The 17671-nt window shown below is 36.1% G+C and carries 19 protein-coding genes; 13 read left to right on the forward strand and 6 right to left on the reverse strand.

Annotation, left to right across the window (positions count from 1 at the left end; translation table 11 throughout):
- The first annotated feature begins 56 nt into the window (after positions 1 to 56).
- Together ACOQN3_RS04135 and ACOQN3_RS04140 are read left to right on the forward strand one after the other, a co-directional pair.
- Positions 57 to 335: a DUF427 domain-containing protein gene (locus ACOQN3_RS04135; protein ID WP_420545223.1), complete on the forward strand. Its 279-nt coding sequence runs from the start codon at positions 57 to 59 to the stop codon at positions 333 to 335.
- A 35-nt stretch (positions 336 to 370) separates the two neighbouring features.
- Positions 371 to 757 (forward strand): hypothetical protein, encoded by a 387-nt coding sequence (locus ACOQN3_RS04140; protein ID WP_420545224.1) that lies wholly within the window; start codon positions 371 to 373, stop codon positions 755 to 757.
- A gap of 19 nt (positions 758 to 776) precedes the next feature.
- Here ACOQN3_RS04140 and ACOQN3_RS04145 read toward each other — a convergent pair whose 3' ends face one another.
- The 3 genes from ACOQN3_RS04145 to ACOQN3_RS04155 all read right to left on the reverse strand — a co-directional run bounded on the left by ACOQN3_RS04145 (position 777) and on the right by ACOQN3_RS04155 (position 4358).
- Positions 777 to 3509, reverse strand: a complete 2733-nt coding sequence (locus ACOQN3_RS04145) for a DEAD/DEAH box helicase (RefSeq protein WP_420545225.1) — start codon at positions 3507 to 3509, stop codon at positions 777 to 779.
- A gap of 136 nt (positions 3510 to 3645) precedes the next feature.
- Positions 3646 to 3783, reverse strand: coding sequence for a hypothetical protein (locus tag ACOQN3_RS04150; RefSeq protein ID WP_420545226.1), 138 nt, complete (start codon positions 3781 to 3783; stop codon positions 3646 to 3648).
- A 134-nt stretch (positions 3784 to 3917) separates the two neighbouring features.
- Positions 3918 to 4358, reverse strand: a complete 441-nt coding sequence (locus ACOQN3_RS04155; protein WP_420545227.1) for a hypothetical protein — start codon at positions 4356 to 4358, stop codon at positions 3918 to 3920.
- A 117-nt stretch (positions 4359 to 4475) separates the two neighbouring features.
- Here ACOQN3_RS04155 and ACOQN3_RS04160 point away from each other — a divergent pair, with 117 nt between their 5' ends.
- Together ACOQN3_RS04160 and ACOQN3_RS04165 are read left to right on the forward strand one after the other, a co-directional pair.
- Positions 4476 to 5456 carry a DUF4377 domain-containing protein gene (locus ACOQN3_RS04160; protein ID WP_420545228.1) on the forward strand — a complete coding sequence of 327 codons (981 nt, stop codon included), beginning with the start codon at positions 4476 to 4478 and terminating at the stop codon, positions 5454 to 5456.
- Between the two features lie 117 nt (positions 5457 to 5573).
- Positions 5574 to 6149 (forward strand): hypothetical protein, encoded by a 576-nt coding sequence (locus ACOQN3_RS04165; protein WP_420545229.1) that lies wholly within the window; start codon positions 5574 to 5576, stop codon positions 6147 to 6149.
- 38 nt (positions 6150 to 6187) lie between these two features.
- On the opposite strand, the gene ACOQN3_RS04170 is transcribed toward ACOQN3_RS04165, so the two are convergent.
- Entirely contained in the window at positions 6188 to 6670 is a 483-nt protein-coding gene (locus ACOQN3_RS04170) for a MarR family winged helix-turn-helix transcriptional regulator (protein WP_420545230.1), read from the reverse strand.
- Positions 6671 to 6835: 165 nt separating this feature from the next.
- Here ACOQN3_RS04170 and ACOQN3_RS04175 point away from each other — a divergent pair, with 165 nt between their 5' ends.
- Entirely contained in the window at positions 6836 to 8866 is a 2031-nt protein-coding gene (locus ACOQN3_RS04175; protein ID WP_420545231.1) for a hypothetical protein, read from the forward strand.
- A 27-nt stretch (positions 8867 to 8893) separates the two neighbouring features.
- On the opposite strand, the gene ACOQN3_RS04180 is transcribed toward ACOQN3_RS04175, so the two are convergent.
- Entirely contained in the window at positions 8894 to 9721 is an 828-nt protein-coding gene (locus ACOQN3_RS04180) for a polyphosphate kinase 2 family protein (protein WP_420545232.1), read from the reverse strand.
- A 131-nt stretch (positions 9722 to 9852) separates the two neighbouring features.
- Between ACOQN3_RS04180 and ACOQN3_RS04185 the strand changes: the two genes are divergently transcribed.
- The 8 genes from ACOQN3_RS04185 to ACOQN3_RS04220 all read left to right on the forward strand — a co-directional run bounded on the left by ACOQN3_RS04185 (position 9853) and on the right by ACOQN3_RS04220 (position 16250).
- Positions 9853 to 11304: an SIMPL domain-containing protein gene (locus ACOQN3_RS04185; RefSeq protein WP_420545233.1), complete on the forward strand. Its 1452-nt coding sequence runs from the start codon at positions 9853 to 9855 to the stop codon at positions 11302 to 11304.
- Between the two features lie 116 nt (positions 11305 to 11420).
- Positions 11421 to 11876, forward strand: a complete 456-nt coding sequence (locus ACOQN3_RS04190; RefSeq protein WP_420545234.1) for a universal stress protein — start codon at positions 11421 to 11423, stop codon at positions 11874 to 11876.
- Positions 11877 to 12073: 197 nt separating this feature from the next.
- Positions 12074 to 12469, forward strand: a complete 396-nt coding sequence (locus ACOQN3_RS04195) for a VOC family protein (protein WP_420545235.1) — start codon at positions 12074 to 12076, stop codon at positions 12467 to 12469.
- 166 nt (positions 12470 to 12635) lie between these two features.
- Complete coding sequence (locus ACOQN3_RS04200; RefSeq protein ID WP_420545236.1) at positions 12636 to 13793, forward strand: site-2 protease family protein; 1158 nt, start codon at positions 12636 to 12638, stop codon at positions 13791 to 13793.
- Positions 13794 to 13903: 110 nt separating this feature from the next.
- Positions 13904 to 14716, forward strand: coding sequence for a CBS domain-containing protein (locus tag ACOQN3_RS04205; RefSeq protein WP_420545237.1), 813 nt, complete (start codon positions 13904 to 13906; stop codon positions 14714 to 14716).
- A gap of 135 nt (positions 14717 to 14851) precedes the next feature.
- Positions 14852 to 15577: a zinc metalloprotease HtpX gene (locus ACOQN3_RS04210; protein WP_420545238.1), complete on the forward strand. Its 726-nt coding sequence runs from the start codon at positions 14852 to 14854 to the stop codon at positions 15575 to 15577.
- A 23-nt stretch (positions 15578 to 15600) separates the two neighbouring features.
- Positions 15601 to 15798: a hypothetical protein gene (locus ACOQN3_RS04215; protein ID WP_420545239.1), complete on the forward strand. Its 198-nt coding sequence runs from the start codon at positions 15601 to 15603 to the stop codon at positions 15796 to 15798.
- A gap of 185 nt (positions 15799 to 15983) precedes the next feature.
- Complete coding sequence (locus tag ACOQN3_RS04220; RefSeq protein ID WP_420545240.1) at positions 15984 to 16250, forward strand: hypothetical protein; 267 nt, start codon at positions 15984 to 15986, stop codon at positions 16248 to 16250.
- On the opposite strand, the gene ACOQN3_RS04225 is transcribed toward ACOQN3_RS04220, so the two are convergent.
- Entirely contained in the window at positions 16247 to 17668 is a 1422-nt protein-coding gene (locus tag ACOQN3_RS04225; protein ID WP_420545241.1) for an SLC13 family permease, read from the reverse strand. The genes ACOQN3_RS04220 and ACOQN3_RS04225 overlap by 4 nt on opposite strands.
- Between the last annotated feature and the right edge of the window lie 3 nt (positions 17669 to 17671).

Below are 17671 nucleotides of genomic sequence, written 5' to 3' on the forward strand. Positions count from 1 at the left end.
AGGAATGTTCTACTAATTGGGAATTTTTTTAAATAGATAATGATAAAACAAAACTTATGAAAGCTATTTGGAATAATACTGTAATCGCTGAAAGCGATGACACTGTAGTTGTAGAAGGAAATCATTATTTCCCATTTGAATCCATAAAGCAAGAGTATTTTCAGAAAACTGAACTAACTACGTTTTGTGGTTGGAAGGGGATGGCAAATTACTATTCTGTTACAGTTGATGGTAAGACCAACAAAGATTGCGCATGGTACTATGCTGAGCCAAATGAAGCCGCTTCCAAAATCAAGGGGATGGTTGCCTTTTGGAACGGTGTGAATGTGAAATAATCTTTCTTAAGTATTAGAAAAAAGAAATACTCCTTGTGAAGCAGTACACTGTTATACTCGGTATAGGTGTTGCAGCAATTGCCATTATGGGTCTTATTTTTGGAATGGATGTTTTGAAATTATCTATATCTACACAAGAGTATGATATCTATGTAGACCCACTTTTAGATAAACAGAGCTTGTTTGTAATGGGCCGTGTAACTATACAAAACACTGGTTCTCAGTCTTTGACAAACATTCATGTCAATTTTGGAGCAGGCGATACTCTTGATCTTGGAACTTTGAAGCCTGGACAAAAAATTATAGTCTCTCCTCCTCCTGATAATCCTATGGAGTTTGTGATGATCAGTGCAGATAATGGCATATTTGTAAACAAGGCCTATAGAGAAATGCCAAAGATGGTAGGAATGATGGGCTCTTAACATCTGATGATTTTTGTTACTAGAGCAGTTCTCTGAAGAATCTCAAAGTCTTTTGCTTTTCCAAGTCTTGATTGTTTGTCTTACAAAAACCTGATATGTGAATACATTTTGGACAACCTTTTTTGCAACTGCATTTGCTTATCAGAAGGTATGCTTTTTGCAAAACATTCTCAAAATATTTGTAAATGATTTTACTGCATCCATTTGCACCGTTTGCTGAATTGTCATAAATGTAAATGCAGTTGTCTTCATCATCAAAAAACGTATCCACGTCTGAATCATCACACTTTGTGATTATTTTTGCTGCATTTACAAACACGTGAGTAATGGTATGTGTAAATTCTTCACTAATGTCATTATTGTATTTCTCATTTGAGTGGACATTCTTTGCATCCTCTTGAGAATAAAGATTTGTAGGAATCTGAATTTTTACTGCAGAATGTTTTGAATCCCATGTCAAGTCTTTCCAGTTATGATGAGTTATTCCTTTGATCTTTTTCATTGTTTGAATGGTATCGTTTTTGCTTCCTTTGTAGTAGCCGGTGATCCTCTTTTCTATGTTGACTATACAATAGGATAATTGTATTTTATGATTATTTTTTGCAATCAACAACTTGTCTTCTGTTTTTTTTATTTGCTCAAGTGATGTTTTTACAATTGGCAATGTCTTTTTGTTTCTGTCTATTATGCTGCAATTTTTTAAAAATGCCTTTCCTGAATGATTATCATCATTTCCTGTTTTTTCAAATCTGTCAACTTCATACAAGACAGAGTTTAATCTGTACAGAGAATGCTCGTAGAGCTGGTAGTATCCTGTAGGTATTCCCTTCTCCAGTGATTTTTTCTTTCCTGGAATGTAGATTTTGATAAATCCTGAAGTTCCACGCAAGTTCATTTTGTTTGCAAATTTCCATAATGGCTTTTTGTCAAAGGTTTTTTGTGCAATCTCTTCAATTTCTTTTGATTTTTCGTGTTTTTGTGATATGATTTGGTTGTCTTTGTTGATGTACACCGAATGCTTTTGTCCAGTGTACTCTTTGATATTGTTTGCATAGTAATGGCATACTGCATCTCTAGGCTCAAAAACGCATATTGCATATGACTTTTGGCCTCTTCTCCCCGCACGACCAGTTCTCTGAATCATCTTGTCAAATTCTCCAGTAAATGCAGAAATTGCCACGTTAACCTGTCCTATGTCTATGCCAAGTTCAAGCGTAGGAGTACATGATAAAACATCAAGGTCTCCTTGTTTCATCTCCCCTTCTGCAATGCGTCTGTCTCCTTTCTCAATTACTCCTGAGTGCACCTTTGTCTTTATTCCTGGATTTCGTTCTCTGAGATTTACCGCTATGACTTCTGCATCATTTACTGTGTTGCTAAATACAATTTGCTTTGCATTGTTTTTGTGACATATTGATGAAATCATCTCCATTGTTTCTCTTTGTGGCAGTTTTCTTGGCATGATGAATAATCTGTAAATGTCTTGTTTTCTTCCAATTGTACTTTTTATGTTGTCAAATGATGCTTTATCTACTTCAAACATCTCTTCGAAGAATTCTTCAGGATTCTCAAGTGTAGCAGATGCGCAAACATATTGGACATTCTTCATGTATTTTTTCATTCTTTTGATTACATGATGTACGTTTGACCCGTGAAAACTAGTGTATGAATGAGCCTCATCCATCACAATTATCTTTGCAGGTTGACACAACGACTTCCAGCTGTTTGTCTGCAATGTCAGATGCCAATCAATAAAATCAAAACTGGTTGCTAAGATTATGCATTTTTTGCTTGACTCTTCTATTGTTTTTTGTCTGGCATCTTGGCTAATACCGCTATGTATTGCACGTGCTGAAATTTTATTTTCTAAATTGCATTTTTGTATTATCTCATTAATTTTTGAAACTTGATCATCGATTAATGCATTGAGAGGATATGTAAGCAAAGCAAAGACGCCCTTTGTTTGATTTTCATTTAGTATTTTCTGAATTATTGGAATTGTAAATGCCTCAGTTTTGCCAGAACCTGTTGGGGCAGAAATTATGACATTTTTTCCTTCTATGATTTTGTTTATTGCATTGACTTGGTATTCCAAAAATCCCTCTTTGAAACCATAATCTGAAATTCCTCTTATGATTGAAGATGCAAGTATTTCTTTTGTGTGGCTGATTGGTATCTTCTTAGGCTCTGTTGTATTATGATGCTCAAAATGAACTATTCCTAAATTACCCTCGTTGTGTCCGTTTACAATCTCTTCGATTATCTGACTTTCATTGATGTCTTTTTGTGGGATTTTCTTTACATCAAAGTATTTGATATCTGATACTAGGCTTGCAATCTCTTTTGCGTCATCATTGGTTATTTCGCCAATATTTTGTGGATTTTGATAATTTGATGCCCTAGAATGATATGTTGTAGTGATTTTGTTTTCAAATTTATTTTGGTATTGTTGTGACTTTACCCTGCCATCACTACTGAAACCTTGGTAATCTAATTCTAAATCTGATGTGTTGCATGTGTGTGGTTCTCGCGTTACTATATCTAGTGGAATAAACTTGCCGTTTTCAGATTTGTACTCTTCATCAAAGTAAATCTGCCCTCCGCATCCTTTGTAGCATGGTTTTGGTTTTGCATGCAGGTAATTCCACGTAGAGTTTGGAGTTTTTCTTTCTACTACTTTGCCCTCTGTGCATTTCCAATTATGACATTCATTTGAGATCAATCTGTTGCTGCATTTGGGACAAAATTTCATGTTTGGTTTTTTTAAAAAATAATTAAAATAAGAATCTTGAGTAGTGATTTTCTGTGAAGCTGTACATCACACAATTCAAATTCTATGGTTTTATTGACTTGCTTTGAAATGAAATGTTGAAACTTTTTCTTTAAGATTAGTTGTCGTCGAAATTCTTTTTTGCAACTTTAAACACATCATACAATGTATCTGCAGCAGAATCTGTATCTTCTGAAGAATTTTTAGGATGTCTTCTAATTCTATTTTTATTCAATTCCATCCTGATGTGTGCCATCTTCCAAACGGCAATTGACTTTCTTTTATTTTTTCATTAAATGGATACGGATTCATGTAGATGTATGGTTTTGAATACTGTTCATCTCCAGGTGATATGCCTGTACCTATCTACTCATCTTTGTTTCCAGGGAATCACTCTACTGAAAAATCAAAATGATGTGGCCACAGATGTACCCTGGTAAAATTTTTTGCCTGCATTTTCATTCTAAAATTTTCTAAAATTTTTACTGCTAATTCTGCATATTGTAAAAAGGACTTCATTTCATCAGACGTTGGGTTTTCTAGCTTTGAATCTGATAACTCTAACTTATGATCTTTTGCTATTGATTGCAATTTTTCTGAGATGTTGTCTTTTTCAAGGTCAATAAAGTCCCCTTTCTCGTCACTAAAATATAGAATTTGGCCTGAAATTAGGTGCATCTTTATCTCTGTTCTGTCATTTATTATCCCCGTTGTGATTTCATTGTTCTGAAAGTATAATGCTTGGTTGCTAGAATGTGGAAGTTCTTCTACTAATTGCTGTTTTAGTTTGCTGATCTCAACACATATGTTTTGTAATTTTTTTATATTCATTCTGATTATTTTTCTTTAGTCTAAAAGTACATTATTCTATCGATTTTTTCAAAATCTCTTTTATGTATGCCTAATAATCATGCTTTTCTTTAAGTATGATAAATTATTCTATCAAGTATGAAATTTTTGTTATTTACTTCAATTCCCTTGATTTTTCTAGCAATGCTTGTTGGAAGTTTTAACGATCCTTCTGATAATTTTGTTTTTGCAATGCATGGTATGTCACACCATGACGATGATCAGCAAAAAAATATGATGATGATGTCTAATACAATGAACGGAAGTCACATGTTTGGTGGTCATCATCATATGTCCTATAATGGAATGTGTGCACCTGGATTTGCAGCTTTGAATGGTATGTGTGTTTTAGATGACCGATGTGGTCCAGGTGCATATCCTGGTAAAGTGTGTATGATGGATGGAGTTCTCAAAGAATACTTGAGACCTCACCATCAAAAACATGCAGGTCTTTCAGTTCAAAATATTATTTGTGCAGAGGGAAAACAACTGATATTCAAACAAAGTGATGCGTCTCCTGCATGTGTTTTGTCTGACTCTGTTAAAAAATTAGAAAGTAGAGGAGGATGGCATACACAAATGCCTGCAATTGCCTGCACCATGCAGTATGACCCTGTATGTGGTGTTGATGGAGTTACCTATGGTAACATGTGTGGACTCAATTCAAGCCACATGGCAGTAAAACATCTTGGGGAGTGCAAAAACATAATGCAATCCATTGATAGTTTTGAGGAATGTGCAGCTGCAGGAAATCCTGTAATGGAATCTCATCCAAGGCAATGCAGAACAGATGATGGAAAACATTTTGTTGAAAAAATCAATGACAATGAAAATGAACGAAAGGCAATCTTGTATGTTGATTCAAAACTAGTTGATTGTGTTGGAGTAGGTCCACAGCAATGTATGTTGGTAAAAGAAAACCTTGATGACCAATGGGAGTTTCTCTATCAGTCAATCGTGGGATTTAAGTATGAAGAGGGAATCTCTTACAAGATACATGTCAGCATAACCCAAGTTGAAAATCCACCCGCAGATGGTTCGTCTCTCAAGTATACCTTGCTTGAAATTCTAGAGCCTTAAATGTGACCACCTGAAAATATTAGATATTTTGCATCTTAACATTTGAAATCAAGATGACTTTTCATACCTTTCGACAGAGACTTATAACTTGAAAATGTACTTGCTTGTGATAATAAATTGAATAGATTTGTTGTTGGGATAGTTCCAATTGTGGTTGTCTTGGTTTTGGGCAGTTTTTTGTGGCAAGATCCTACCATTCAGAATCTTGGTTATCCTTGTGCTTTGACTGCAGACAATGCTGAAGGGCCTTATTACATTGTTGGTGCTCCTTCAAAAGAAACCTTTGGAGCAACACTTGAAGGTCAGAGACTGGTAGTATCTGGACAAATACTTGACTATAGTTGCAACGCTATACCTTATGCAATCGTTGATGTTTGGCAGACTGATTCTAATGGGGAATATTATTTTGATGACGCCTTTACACTTAGGGGAAAAGTAGCAGCAGACGAAAATGGTTTGTACCACTTTGAAACAGTTTTTCCGGGAAAGTATTCTGAATCTGGGATGGTGAGACCTGCACATATCCATTTGAAGATATTGTCTGCCGAGGATGAAACTGAATTGTTAACAACACAACTCTACTTTCAAGGCGATAAAGACCATGATTGGCTTGTAAAGCCATCACTAATCTTAGATTTAGAAGAAATTGACGGCACGAAATATGCTGAGTTTGATTTTGTTGTTAGTCCATAGATTAAAACAAAGTTTGTGAATTGATTTTTTTGTAAACCCTACAGCTTTACAAGAGTTTTTTTTGCCTTGTTTTGTGGATTGTTCCATAAATCAGGATCTGTCTTCTCTCCTTTCTTCTTGATAAATGCCTCTGTGTTTCCAATAATTTTCTCCAGTACTTCTTTTGCAATCTCCATGTCTTTTTTTGATATCTTTTGCAGTCCCATGTTTCTTATCTCCAGGATACAGTCGATTATGGAATCCACAATGTCTTTTGATTTTTTTGTCATAAAGATCAAGTTGTTTCTACGATCATTAGGATCTGCCTGTCTTGTGATGTATCCATCTTTTTCCATCTTATCAATTACTGGTACAAGGGTTGGGGCCTCTACAAAGGCCATATCTGCGATGTGTTTTTGGGTTATTCCTTCTTTCATTGAAAGCACGACAATTATCTTCCATTTTGCACCTGACAGTCCAAATCGTTCCTGTAATTCAATATCTGCTGCTTTTTCCCATGTTTTTGCAGAGATCTTGAGCAAAAGTCCTATGCTTTCTTTGAGATCGAGTGTCTTTATTTCTGATTCACTTCCATTTTCTACGCAAAATATGAGTTAATTAGTCTTATATTCATTAATATCATATCAATTCATCATATAATGATTAGTACCCTAATCTTTATTATTTTCCACAATCTAGTAAAAATAGTGGAAACAAACAATTTGCAGAAAAAAAGGTCGTCAAATTCTAAGATTGTTCTAAAAAATTCACTTTATCTCTTGGTTGCATGTGTGGCGTCTTTTTCCTTTGCACAAATTGCCTATGCCCAAGATTCTTCTAGTTCGGAAGGTCAGATGTTGCTTTCAGAGAATCTTTTGCATGATCCTCTTGCCTTGGATCTTTTAGAGAAGATAGAGCAGACAAAAAAGATGATTGCAGATTTGGAGAAAAAAGAGTTTGAGAAAAGCCAGGCTCAAGAATTATTGCAACAAAAAAGAGACTTGTCAATTGAGCGTCTCAACCAGAGCCTAGATGAATGGGAGAGATTATGGGAGAAACATTCCTCAGAAAATTCTTTTGAGAGATTTGTAAACAAAAAACCTTCTTTTGTTCAAGGAGTATTTTGGGATCAGTTTAATTTCAAAGAACAAAAAGTTCTTGCCGGAAGAGTTGCAATGAGTGATGTATTGGTAAACGGCGGAACAATACAAGAAGCAAAAAATGCATACCACAAAGCTGCAACCACTCAAAAAATTGAACTAATCGAAATGAATGCTCAGTTTAACATAAAACATAACCTTGCCGATTATCATGAACAGCAAATCTTTAATTCTACAGGACAGGTCCATTTTTCTTCTGCCACAAATGCAAAATTATCTGAAATGTATTCTGATTACAAACTGCAACCTGGTTATATCATGGCAAACTTTGATGGTGTAAACACCGGCAATGCATTAGTTGACTCTGACACTGAATGTCAAGATGGGTTTGTGCTAGTTTCTAGAGTGACCTCTGACATGTTTTCTTGTGTAGATGAGTCTGTTGCTAAAAAATGGATGGATAATGCTGTAACTGGTATTGTGATTTTTGGCATGGAGATGCCATTTTCTGATGTACGGACAAATCCTGGGACTAAATGTGATGACAATCAACACAAGGTAATCTATGATACTGTTGCATCTGAGTATAGGTGCGTTTTAGAATCTGAGGCAAGCAAAATGATAAAACAGGGAATTGCCCAAGACCATACCCTGATTGACTATGTTGAACAAAAAGACAGACTAAAACAATACGATGATATCATTTACGAAATAAACCAGAAAATCCAACAAATCACAAAAGAATATGACGCCAAACTAAAATCTCTTGAATTACGATACTATGATCAAATCCAAAATGAAGACTTGATTGCAAAACAGTCAATGCAGGAGATAATTAATGACTATGCAACAGGGGATATTACAAAAGATGATGTATCAAATCAGATTTTTCAAATAAAAAAGAACAGTGAGAAGATAAAAGAGCAGTTATCTGATGAGAAACTCAAAGAGGCAGACAAGCTTGAATTGCAGAAAAAAGAAGAGATACTAAAAGCAGTAAACGGCTATGAGGGAAATACTGATCTTAACGTCAACTGGGATTACATTTATGGCAACCAAAAACAACATGATGACACTGCAACATCTGTAAGCTCAGAAAGAGAAAAAACATCAGAGAACGGTAATGACACTGATCTTGTTAAAGTATCATTAATTGATGAAACCATTGATAATATACGCATGGACTCTGTTGGAATAGTAAATTCATTTGGACAGAAATTCGATAGCATTAGAGAAGACCAGGTGTTACAAATAGCTGCAGACATTACAAATCTGAACGATTTCAAACACAATTTTGCGTATGTAGTTGAGATAACTGATGAGCAAAATAATCCTGTGGATTCTATACGCTGGATGACTGGTACACTTAATCCATCTCAGACATTTAACGTCAGCTTGTCATGGACACCCCAGGAGACTGGCCAATACAATGCCAAAGTCTCAATTGGAAAAGACATGGATTCTGTTTTTCAATCTGCAGACCTTGAGATTCTAGTGAATCCTCAAGGCAACATAAATGACGCAAGCTATTGCAAAAGCGGACATGAGTTGCTCTTCAAATATTCGGATTATTCTCCAATCTGTGTCTCTTCAAATGTTGCCTCAAAGCTAATCAACATTGGATTAGCATTTGCATAAATTTCGGAAAAACTAATGAACTAATAATTAGGTGATTTTTGTTTGGTTCTCATTTCTTATTTTTGTAATGTTTGCAATTGACTTTGAAATCTTGGGGTTCATTTCTTCAATTGTTTTTGTGATGATCTGTGCAACTAGCAAGTTACGATACCATTTTGTGTCTGCAGGTATGATGTGCCATGGAGCCCATGGTGTACTGCATTTTTCCAAAACTTCCCGATATGCTTTCATGTACTTGTTCCAATGCTTTCTTTCCTTAAAGTCTGCTTCATCAATCTTCCAATGCTTCGTTGGATCATCTAGTCTTTTTTCTAACCTCTTTTTTTGCTCCTCCTTACTAATGTGAAGATAAAACTTTAGAATTTTCACCCCTTCATCTGTCAGCATTTTCTCAAAGTTGTTGATGTGTTCGAATCTTTTTGACCATTGTCTGGCAGGAACCATATTGTGTATCCTTACAATTAATACATCCCCATAGTGAGATCGATTAAAAATTCCGATTTCTCCTTTTGCAGGAACTGATTTGTGGATTCTCCATAAAAAGTCGTGATTTATCTCCTCTACATTTGGACTGCGAAAGGATGTTACCTTACATCCTTGAGGATTGAATCCATGCATGACATCTCGTATTGTTCCATCTTTTCCTCCTGCATCCATTGCTTGCAAAATTATGAGCAATGATTGTTTTTTTTCTGCGTGAAGCTTGTATTGGAGCTTTGACATTTTGAGATGAAATCTTTCTAATTCAATCTTGGAATTTTCTTTTTTTATGTCTCCATTGTAATTGGTGTCTATCTTTTTGAGATTGACTTTAGTGCCTGGCTCTACAAGGAATTTTGATATTTCTTGACTCAAACGAACTTTTGATAAATTAATGTTAAATATTATTTTCTATGTTCTATGTAAAAATTTCTCTCCTAGTTTGAAGTTCTCATGGAAGAATTAATAGAATTCCTTATCAGTATGTAGTTTCCAAAAAATTTAGCTTGAGGAAAAACTATAAACTTTCTACAATTGCTATCTTTTCAGTAACGGCAATTGTTGCATTGTCATTTGGATTATCCAGTTCTTATTCACTTAGCAATCCATTGGAATTTGCAGAAATCATGAAACATGAATCCGGATACACAACCATTACAGTTACCGGTGAGGATTCGGCCTTTTTGGATACTGATTCTGTTGTACTTATGCTTAGAATGTCAAACCCTCCAGTTGAATTAGAAGAAGCAGTTGACAATTATCAAGAAAACATTGCAAGCATCACTGAAAATATAGAGAACGATCTTGAAGGATTTGAGAATACTTCTGTTTCTTATCTGCGTGCAAACTTTGATGGTGACAGACATCGACATGCCCCCGCCCCGGATAGTGCCGACTCATATGTAGCATACATGTCATTTCCAATTAAGGTTGATATGAAGACATACCATGCAATATCTCAAGAAATAGTAGATTTAGGATTACATGTAGATGACATTAGAATTTCTCAAGTTCCAATAGAGATTGAATCAGAAAAAGACTCTAATTCTGCAGCACAACAAGAGAACCCTGCAGCAAAAGAGATAGAACTTGCATTTGGCTCTGGTGCTCCTGGATGTGAGATTACATCAGAATGTTTCTTGCCTTCAAACATTACAGTTGACCTCGGCACTACAATCACTTGGATAAATGATGATTCAGCAGCTCATACAGTCACAAGTGGCACACCTGACAATGGCCCTGATGGCATGTTTGATAGTGCACTCTTTATGAGCGGTGAATCATACTCTTTTGATTTTAATGGTTCTGGTTTTTATGACTATTTTTGCATGGTTCACCCGTGGATGACTGGAACAGTTACGGTAACAGGCGATTCTGAAAATATAGAGTATGATCTTGAGGTAACAATCAATGTAAGACTAGAGACGCAACCTGACACTTTGCAAAACACGCTTGACTCTTATTCTAAAACTGTTGATGACTTGTCCAATCTTTTAAAAGAAAATGGAGTGTCTGAAACAATTCCACGAAGCTCAGTTAACATCAATCCAACTTATCACGACAGATGGACATCTAACAGCTATCGAGCAGAATCCTATTGGAATGTAAAGACTACACTGGATGATGTGGTACGGGTCCATGAGGTCGTATCCCAATATGGCGGAGTACACAACATCTACATGTCCCATTCGGAAAATTCAGTTGACAATATAAGAGAAGAACTAATGCACAATGCGCTTGAGGATGCAAAATTTAAGGTCCTTGAGATAATTGATCCAATGAACTTTGAGATAAAGGGAATTAAAAAAATTGATGTAAATCAGAGCCTCAACGTTGAAAACCACAGAGAAATACGATACAACGGAGTGACAATAACCCTGGATGATTGGAATAATTTCCGAGATGGTAATGCATTTGTAATAGTTGATGTGGAGTTTGAGGTAGGTCCAAAGAGATAATCTTGAATTATCATTGATTTTTGATTGCCAGAATTTGATATCTGACTCTATGTTTTGACGACAAAAAACCGTAAGATGATGTATTGCATTGTTTTCGTTGGTTTAATATAGAATATGTGCCAAAAGCAACCATTATGAAGAAGATTCTTGTACCTTTTGATGGCTCTGGCTATTCTCAAAAGGCATATGAGAAAGCACTAGAAATTGCAGAAAAACTTGAATCTGAAATTACAGTTGTGACTGTTTTACAGTCAAAGATATCTGATTCTACTGGCATATCCATTGAACGGATGGAAGAGATTCAGGACGAAGAAGAAAACATTGCAACGACCATGCTAAAAAAACTAGAGGGTCAAGCAAATTCCAAAAACGTGCCCTTTTCAATTAAAATAATACACAACCCTTCATCTGTAGATGGAATACTGGCTTTTGCAGAAAGTAACAATGTTGATCTTATAGTGATGGGTTCTCATGGTAGAACAGGATTTAGAAAGATTGTCTTGGGAAGCGTTGCAAGTGGCGTGGCAGGCCATGCAAAGTGTGATGTTCTCCTTACAAAAGGAACAGAATAAACAAGAAATAAAAAATTCTGACATACACAAGATGAATTTTTTATGTAATCTATTTTTTGTAATTATTCTAATCTGAGTTAGAAAATATTGATTGGTATTAGTTATTCTAGATTTGTAGAATCAAAATTAACATCTCAAACTAATTAGCTTATTCTAATTTTAGCATCCTTTAATTATTATTCTAATTATTGGTGTCTATGGGAAATTACCTCAAAGCTACGGCAATAGATCATGTAAACATGAAAGTTAAAAGCTTGGAAAAAAGCGTAAAGTTTTACCAGGACATGTTTGGATTTGAAGTAAAGGTTGAAAACAACTTTCCAAACAAACTGAAGGTTCCTTCAAAAATAATTGGAAATGATTCAGTTATTCTTTGCCTCTATGAAGTACCCGACATGAAACCTGAAGGTGGAATAACACATTTTGGTTTTCATGTTAGGAACTTTGAAAAAATTGAAGAAAAATGCAAAGAGTTAGGAGTTGAAATTCTATATGGAGGAGCAGTCACATTTGATGATTCAAAGTCCTTTTACATTGTAGATGTTGACGGTTATGTCATTGAGCTAAGCGAAATTTTTGGTGGCGGACTATAGAATCCTAAGATAACTCCACGGTTTTGTCTATTTTTAATCTACATAGACTAGAAAATCATATGTTGCTATTTCTGGATTAAAGGACCGCCCATTCCTAATATTGCTAATACTATCTTTGAAAATCACAATAGTAGGTTAAATTTTCAGATTTTGTGTTGTTGTGTAATTGTCACTTCAGATAGGAAGCATAAAGGGAATTGGAATACGACTGCATTTTACTCTTGTAATTGCATTTGCTATTTTGGTTTGGACCATTTCCACATATTTCATGCCGCAGTATGTTCCTGATCTGAGTCAAACAGACTATTGGTTTTTGGGTATAGTGTCTACTGTTCTCTTGTTCTTTGCAATTTTACTTCACGAGTTGTCTCATTCACTAATGTCTCAAAGATACAACATTCCAGTAAAGAGCATAACTTTGTTTATTTTTGGTGGCGTATCTGACATTTCAAAAGAGCCTAAAAGCCCTCATAAGGAATTTGCAATAGCAATAGTGGGGCCAATTACAAGTTTTTTGATATCTGGTATTTTTGCAGTCTTGCTTTTTCTTCTCAATGGATTTGAATTTACTTCTATTGAGAATATCCAACTAACCAAAACAGAGGCCATACTGTTTTACGGGGTTCTCATCAATCTCATGCTTGGCATATTCAACATGGTTCCTGCATTTCCTCTTGATGGAGGAAGAATATTACGATCCATATTGGTCAAACTAACAGGCAATTTTTTTAGAGCAACCAAAATAGCTACTACTGTAGGCATCATATTTTCATATTTGTTTATGGGAGTGGGTGCAGTTTCTCTATTTACTGGAAATACGATAGGTGGTTTATGGCTTGTGATATTGGGATGGTTTCTAAATAATGGTGTAAAATCATACCAATATTATTTTGAACTGCAACATATGTTGCAAGACGTGTCGGCAAAAAATGTGATGAACCCTCATGTAATCACAATAAAAAGTTCCTTTAATGTGGAGGATGCATTGGCATATTTTCAAATGCATCTTAAGAGTGAGTTGCCAGTGGTAGACGATGACGGCAACAGTATTCTTTTAGGGATGATCAAAAATACTGATGCGTTAAAAATTCAAGAGAATCAAAGAAATACAATAAATGTTAAGGAGATCATGATACCAAAGAATAATCTGATTGTTTGTAAAACTGATGAAAAAATGGATGAGGCATTTATGCAGATGATAAAGAAACGACAAGGAAAAATTTTTGTCTGTGATATTCATGATAGGTTATTGGGTGTAATCAGCAAGACTGACTTGCTTACCATTGCAAGTGAGAGGCAAGAGTATTTTCAAAGTACAAATTAAAAAAATGAAAAACAAGTAACAGACATTTTGTTTGTAATCCATCGTATACATGAAAATCAACATTGAAAATCTTGATCATCTATTAAACCAAAAAATATGTCTAAAAGTCATTGTCAATTAAAGATCTTACTCTGAGTCAGTTAATGCCATTATCAGTCTCATCTACTCCTGCAGTAAGCATACGAAAAGAAAACAAGGTGTGGGTTGCGACAGGAATGCTCATTCATTATCTGGAGTCATTTACCGATTCCCTTGTGGTCACAGATGAAAAAGAGCAACCAATTGGGGTTCTAGGAGGATTTGAGATAATAAGAAATGTCTTTGAGAATCCAACATCGGAGCTTTTTGATGAAAAGACAGTCGAGGAAATTATGGATGAAGAGATTGTACGGGTATGTCAAGATACAAGCTTGGGAGAACTGTTGGAAAGATGGCAAGAAACAAGAAGAGCCTTTTGTATTTTACCCAATCATCTAGGCGGGTATTCTGCCATATCTGCAAGAAAATTACTCGAGATAGGGGCCAACTGCAAGACAGACCTGACCATATCTGATCTTCCATGGAAAGAGACTGTGTCATTTCTGTATGACGATACTGTGGGTCAGATCATACATTCCATGATGAACAGCCGAACCAGAAAACTCGTCTTCAAGAATTCCTCTAACTTTATCAGTGACAGAACAATAATTCAAACGATTGCACAGGATCTAGACTACTTGAGAAATACAGAAAACTTTTTGGAGAAAAAAGTTGGGGAGTCATTCAAATTGGCAGATATCAAGAAGATTCCTGAAAATACTAATCTTTCAGATCTCTCGAGACTGATGTTCGGAATGATGCATCCTTACGTCATGACAAAAGAACAAGTTTACTCGCCATGGGATGTTTGCATAGCGTTGGCCTCTGATGATATTTCCATATGATGAACCTATTTGTTTCATTTTGTAAAATCATATCCTCATCTCAAAAATTGAACTCAAAAAAGAAAAAAAATTCTGAACTAAAAAAGACCATTACATATTTAATCTAAAAACCATATCTCAAAATTGTAACATCGCATGTTAGGCAAGCTTGTAGCATCAATGACACTTACCACCGTTCTTGTCTTTGGTTTGCTGTTTGGATTACTTGCAACACTAGGATTTTACTTTAACATTGGAATGTTTGGAATTGTGTGGCTGGGAATCGTTTTTGGATTGATTCAGTGGGCAATAGGTCCAAAAATAGTTCGGTGGAGCACAAACATGCAACCATTGGACAGAAAACAATTTTCCTGGATTGAAGAGACAGTTCATGAGATGTGCATCAAAAACAAAACCAAGATTCCTGAAATTACAATTGCAAACACTTCGATGCCAAATGCTTTTGTTTTTGGCAGAACCAACAAATCTGCAACCCTGACTCTGACTAGGGGGTTACTTAACACGTTATCTCAAGATGAGACAAAGGCAGTAATCGCACACGAGATAGGCCACATAAAGCACAATGACATGGTGATAATGACAATACTTTCGGTAATCCATACGATTGCATACCTCGTGGCAATGTCTACTATTTTTGGAGGCCGCTCAAGAGACCAAGGAAGTGCGGTTCTCATAGGAGTAGGGGCTTTTACTGTGTACTTTGTGACTAATCTTCTCATCATGAACTTTTCAAGGCTTAGAGAATACTATGCAGACAACTTTACAGGACATCAAGTACGCCCAACACTTCTTGCAAATACGTTGGCCAAAATAACATATGGTTTGAGCTTGCAAAAACAAGAAAAAAAAATTCAACACTGAGATCATTTTATGCAGTAGACCCCGTGTCCTCAAGCTACGAGGTCATGAAATTTTCATCTCACTACAAAGACCAGCATATCTCAGAAGAAGAGGTAAAGCAGGCAATGGATTGGGAGAGAAAGAATATCTTTAGCAAGTTTGGCGAATTATTTAGGACGCATCCTCTGACATACAAGAGAATTGAGAAACTCTACAAACTAGATTCACAACTTTACAAATAACACTAAGGAAAGATAATCTCTGCCATCGAATTGATAATTTGACTCTCCGAAAAGATACATGAAAGATAATCTGTTTTACCGAAATGAAAACCCCACATCGAATTGATGCTGGAAAGACAGGTAATTTTCCCAGTGGTGAAAATTCTTAGAAGAACTAATGAACCCACCATCTGAATTTTAGACACATGGGTTATCATCTTGCATTTTTTCTGGTTTTAATTGGAAGTACAATAGCATTTGGCAACACTGTATATGGCTTGTGGATACCACAAGACCACCAAAAATTACTAGAGCAAAGCAGACAGTGTTTGTTGGAACTGTTCAGTCAGTGTGTCATCGAAGTTTGGAAAATATACAAAAAATATAGAAGAGAAACAAACGATGATGATAATGAAGAGTTCAAAACAACCAAGATAGGGAATCTTGTAGAATATTTGCCAGTGTTTTACTAACTTGGCATCATCGGTATCTGAAGGTACACAAGAATTGCAGCAAGAATTATTGTTGGAACCGATATTACAGCACCGGGCTTTATCCATTCCTTTAGGCTGATGTTTCCGCGTTTTCTTCTCTCAAGCATTCCTATTGCTACAATGTTTGCAGTACTTCCAATCAATGTGAGGTTTCCAAAGAACGTACCACTAAACAGCATTCCCCACCAGAACGGATAGTTATTGACTCCCATGTCGCCAAACTCGTGAACCACCGGAATGAAGGTTGCAACTGCCAACACGTTGTCCATCAGTGCACTTAGTATGCTTGTTATTGGAACAAAGATGAAGTACAGGTTTGTCTCGTCGTTTCCGCTAAGATCATACATTCCTTCTGCCAGTATGGTAGTCACACCAAGCATCTTCATGGTTCCTACAGACGCAAACAAGAATATGAAGAACGCAAGAGTCCACCAGTCCACTCTTCTTTCAACCATCTCCCTTGCCTTGTTGTGATTTAGAAATAGCACAACTCCTGCTGCGGCAAAGGCAACTCCTGGGAGTAGGACGTTCTTTTCAAGGCCAAGAGCTTCCTCTAGGGGACTATGTACTACTAGTGCTGCAATCGTACCTATGAATATTATCCATGGAATCTTGAAACTCTCTTTTTGAACGGATGTCTCCTCTGATGTTATTGTTGATGATGCATTTGCACTATTATCAACCAACACACCTTCTGATTTTTGAGAAACTAACGCTGCACCCATCTCTTTGATGTATTTTCTGAAATACAGCAGGCAAAGCGGAATTGCGACTCCAAGCCCTGCAATGGAAATTGGCGTTGCCCATCTTAGAAACTCCATAAATGTAAGCTCTGCTCTCATTGCAATCAATACACCTACTGGATTTCCTACTACAGTAGCACTGCTTCCTATGTTTGTTGCAAATACTGTCATCATGACCAATGGGATGGCGCTTATCCTAAGCTTTCCAGTAAGATGCAAAACAGTTGCAGTCATAAACAGAATAGAGGTAACCTCATCAACAAGTGCAGCAAATAGAGCAGACATTAACATTAGAATAACTACCAGTTTGACTGGGTTGTTGCCAACCCCTTTCATTATCTTACCTAAAAGATGTTCGAAAAATTTCTTCTCTTCCAAAAATCCTACCACAATCATCATGCCAACCAAGAAGAGTATCATGTCAAAACCTGCAAACTCTATCATTGTGTCAGTGTCCAAAAGACCCAGCCCTAACATTGCAGCAATCCCTACAAGTGCAAAGGCAAGCCTGAATCTCCAAAACAAAAGAGTTCCTACAATCAATGAGGCAAATATGGTAACTGCTGCAATTTGCTCTGTATTTAATCCGGCAAGACTTACAGTTGTTCCAATTGCAGCCAGGATTATGGGATACAGAATGTACTTTGGAATCATATG

It is taken from the genome of Candidatus Nitrosopumilus sp. (assembly GCF_965223225.1).
Taxonomy (GTDB): Archaea; Thermoproteota; Nitrososphaeria; order Nitrososphaerales; family Nitrosopumilaceae; genus Nitrosopumilus.

Coding starts and splice junctions, on each gene's coding strand:
- ACOQN3_RS04210 (WP_420545238.1), top strand. CDS start 14,852: ATGTTAGGCAAGCTTGTAGCATCAATGACACTTACCACCGTTCTTGTC.
- ACOQN3_RS04135 (WP_420545223.1), top strand. CDS start 57: ATGAAAGCTATTTGGAATAATACTGTAATCGCTGAAAGCGATGACACT.
- ACOQN3_RS04155 (WP_420545227.1), bottom strand. CDS start 4,358: ATGAATATAAAAAAATTACAAAACATATGTGTTGAGATCAGCAAACTA.
- ACOQN3_RS04225 (WP_420545241.1), bottom strand. CDS start 17,668: ATGATTCCAAAGTACATTCTGTATCCCATAATCCTGGCTGCAATTGGA.
- ACOQN3_RS04195 (WP_420545235.1), top strand. CDS start 12,074: ATGGGAAATTACCTCAAAGCTACGGCAATAGATCATGTAAACATGAAA.
- ACOQN3_RS04150 (WP_420545226.1), bottom strand. CDS start 3,783: ATGGCACACATCAGGATGGAATTGAATAAAAATAGAATTAGAAGACAT.
- ACOQN3_RS04145 (WP_420545225.1), bottom strand. CDS start 3,509: ATGAAATTTTGTCCCAAATGCAGCAACAGATTGATCTCAAATGAATGT.
- ACOQN3_RS04220 (WP_420545240.1), top strand. CDS start 15,984: ATGGGTTATCATCTTGCATTTTTTCTGGTTTTAATTGGAAGTACAATA.
- ACOQN3_RS04160 (WP_420545228.1), top strand. CDS start 4,476: ATGAAATTTTTGTTATTTACTTCAATTCCCTTGATTTTTCTAGCAATG.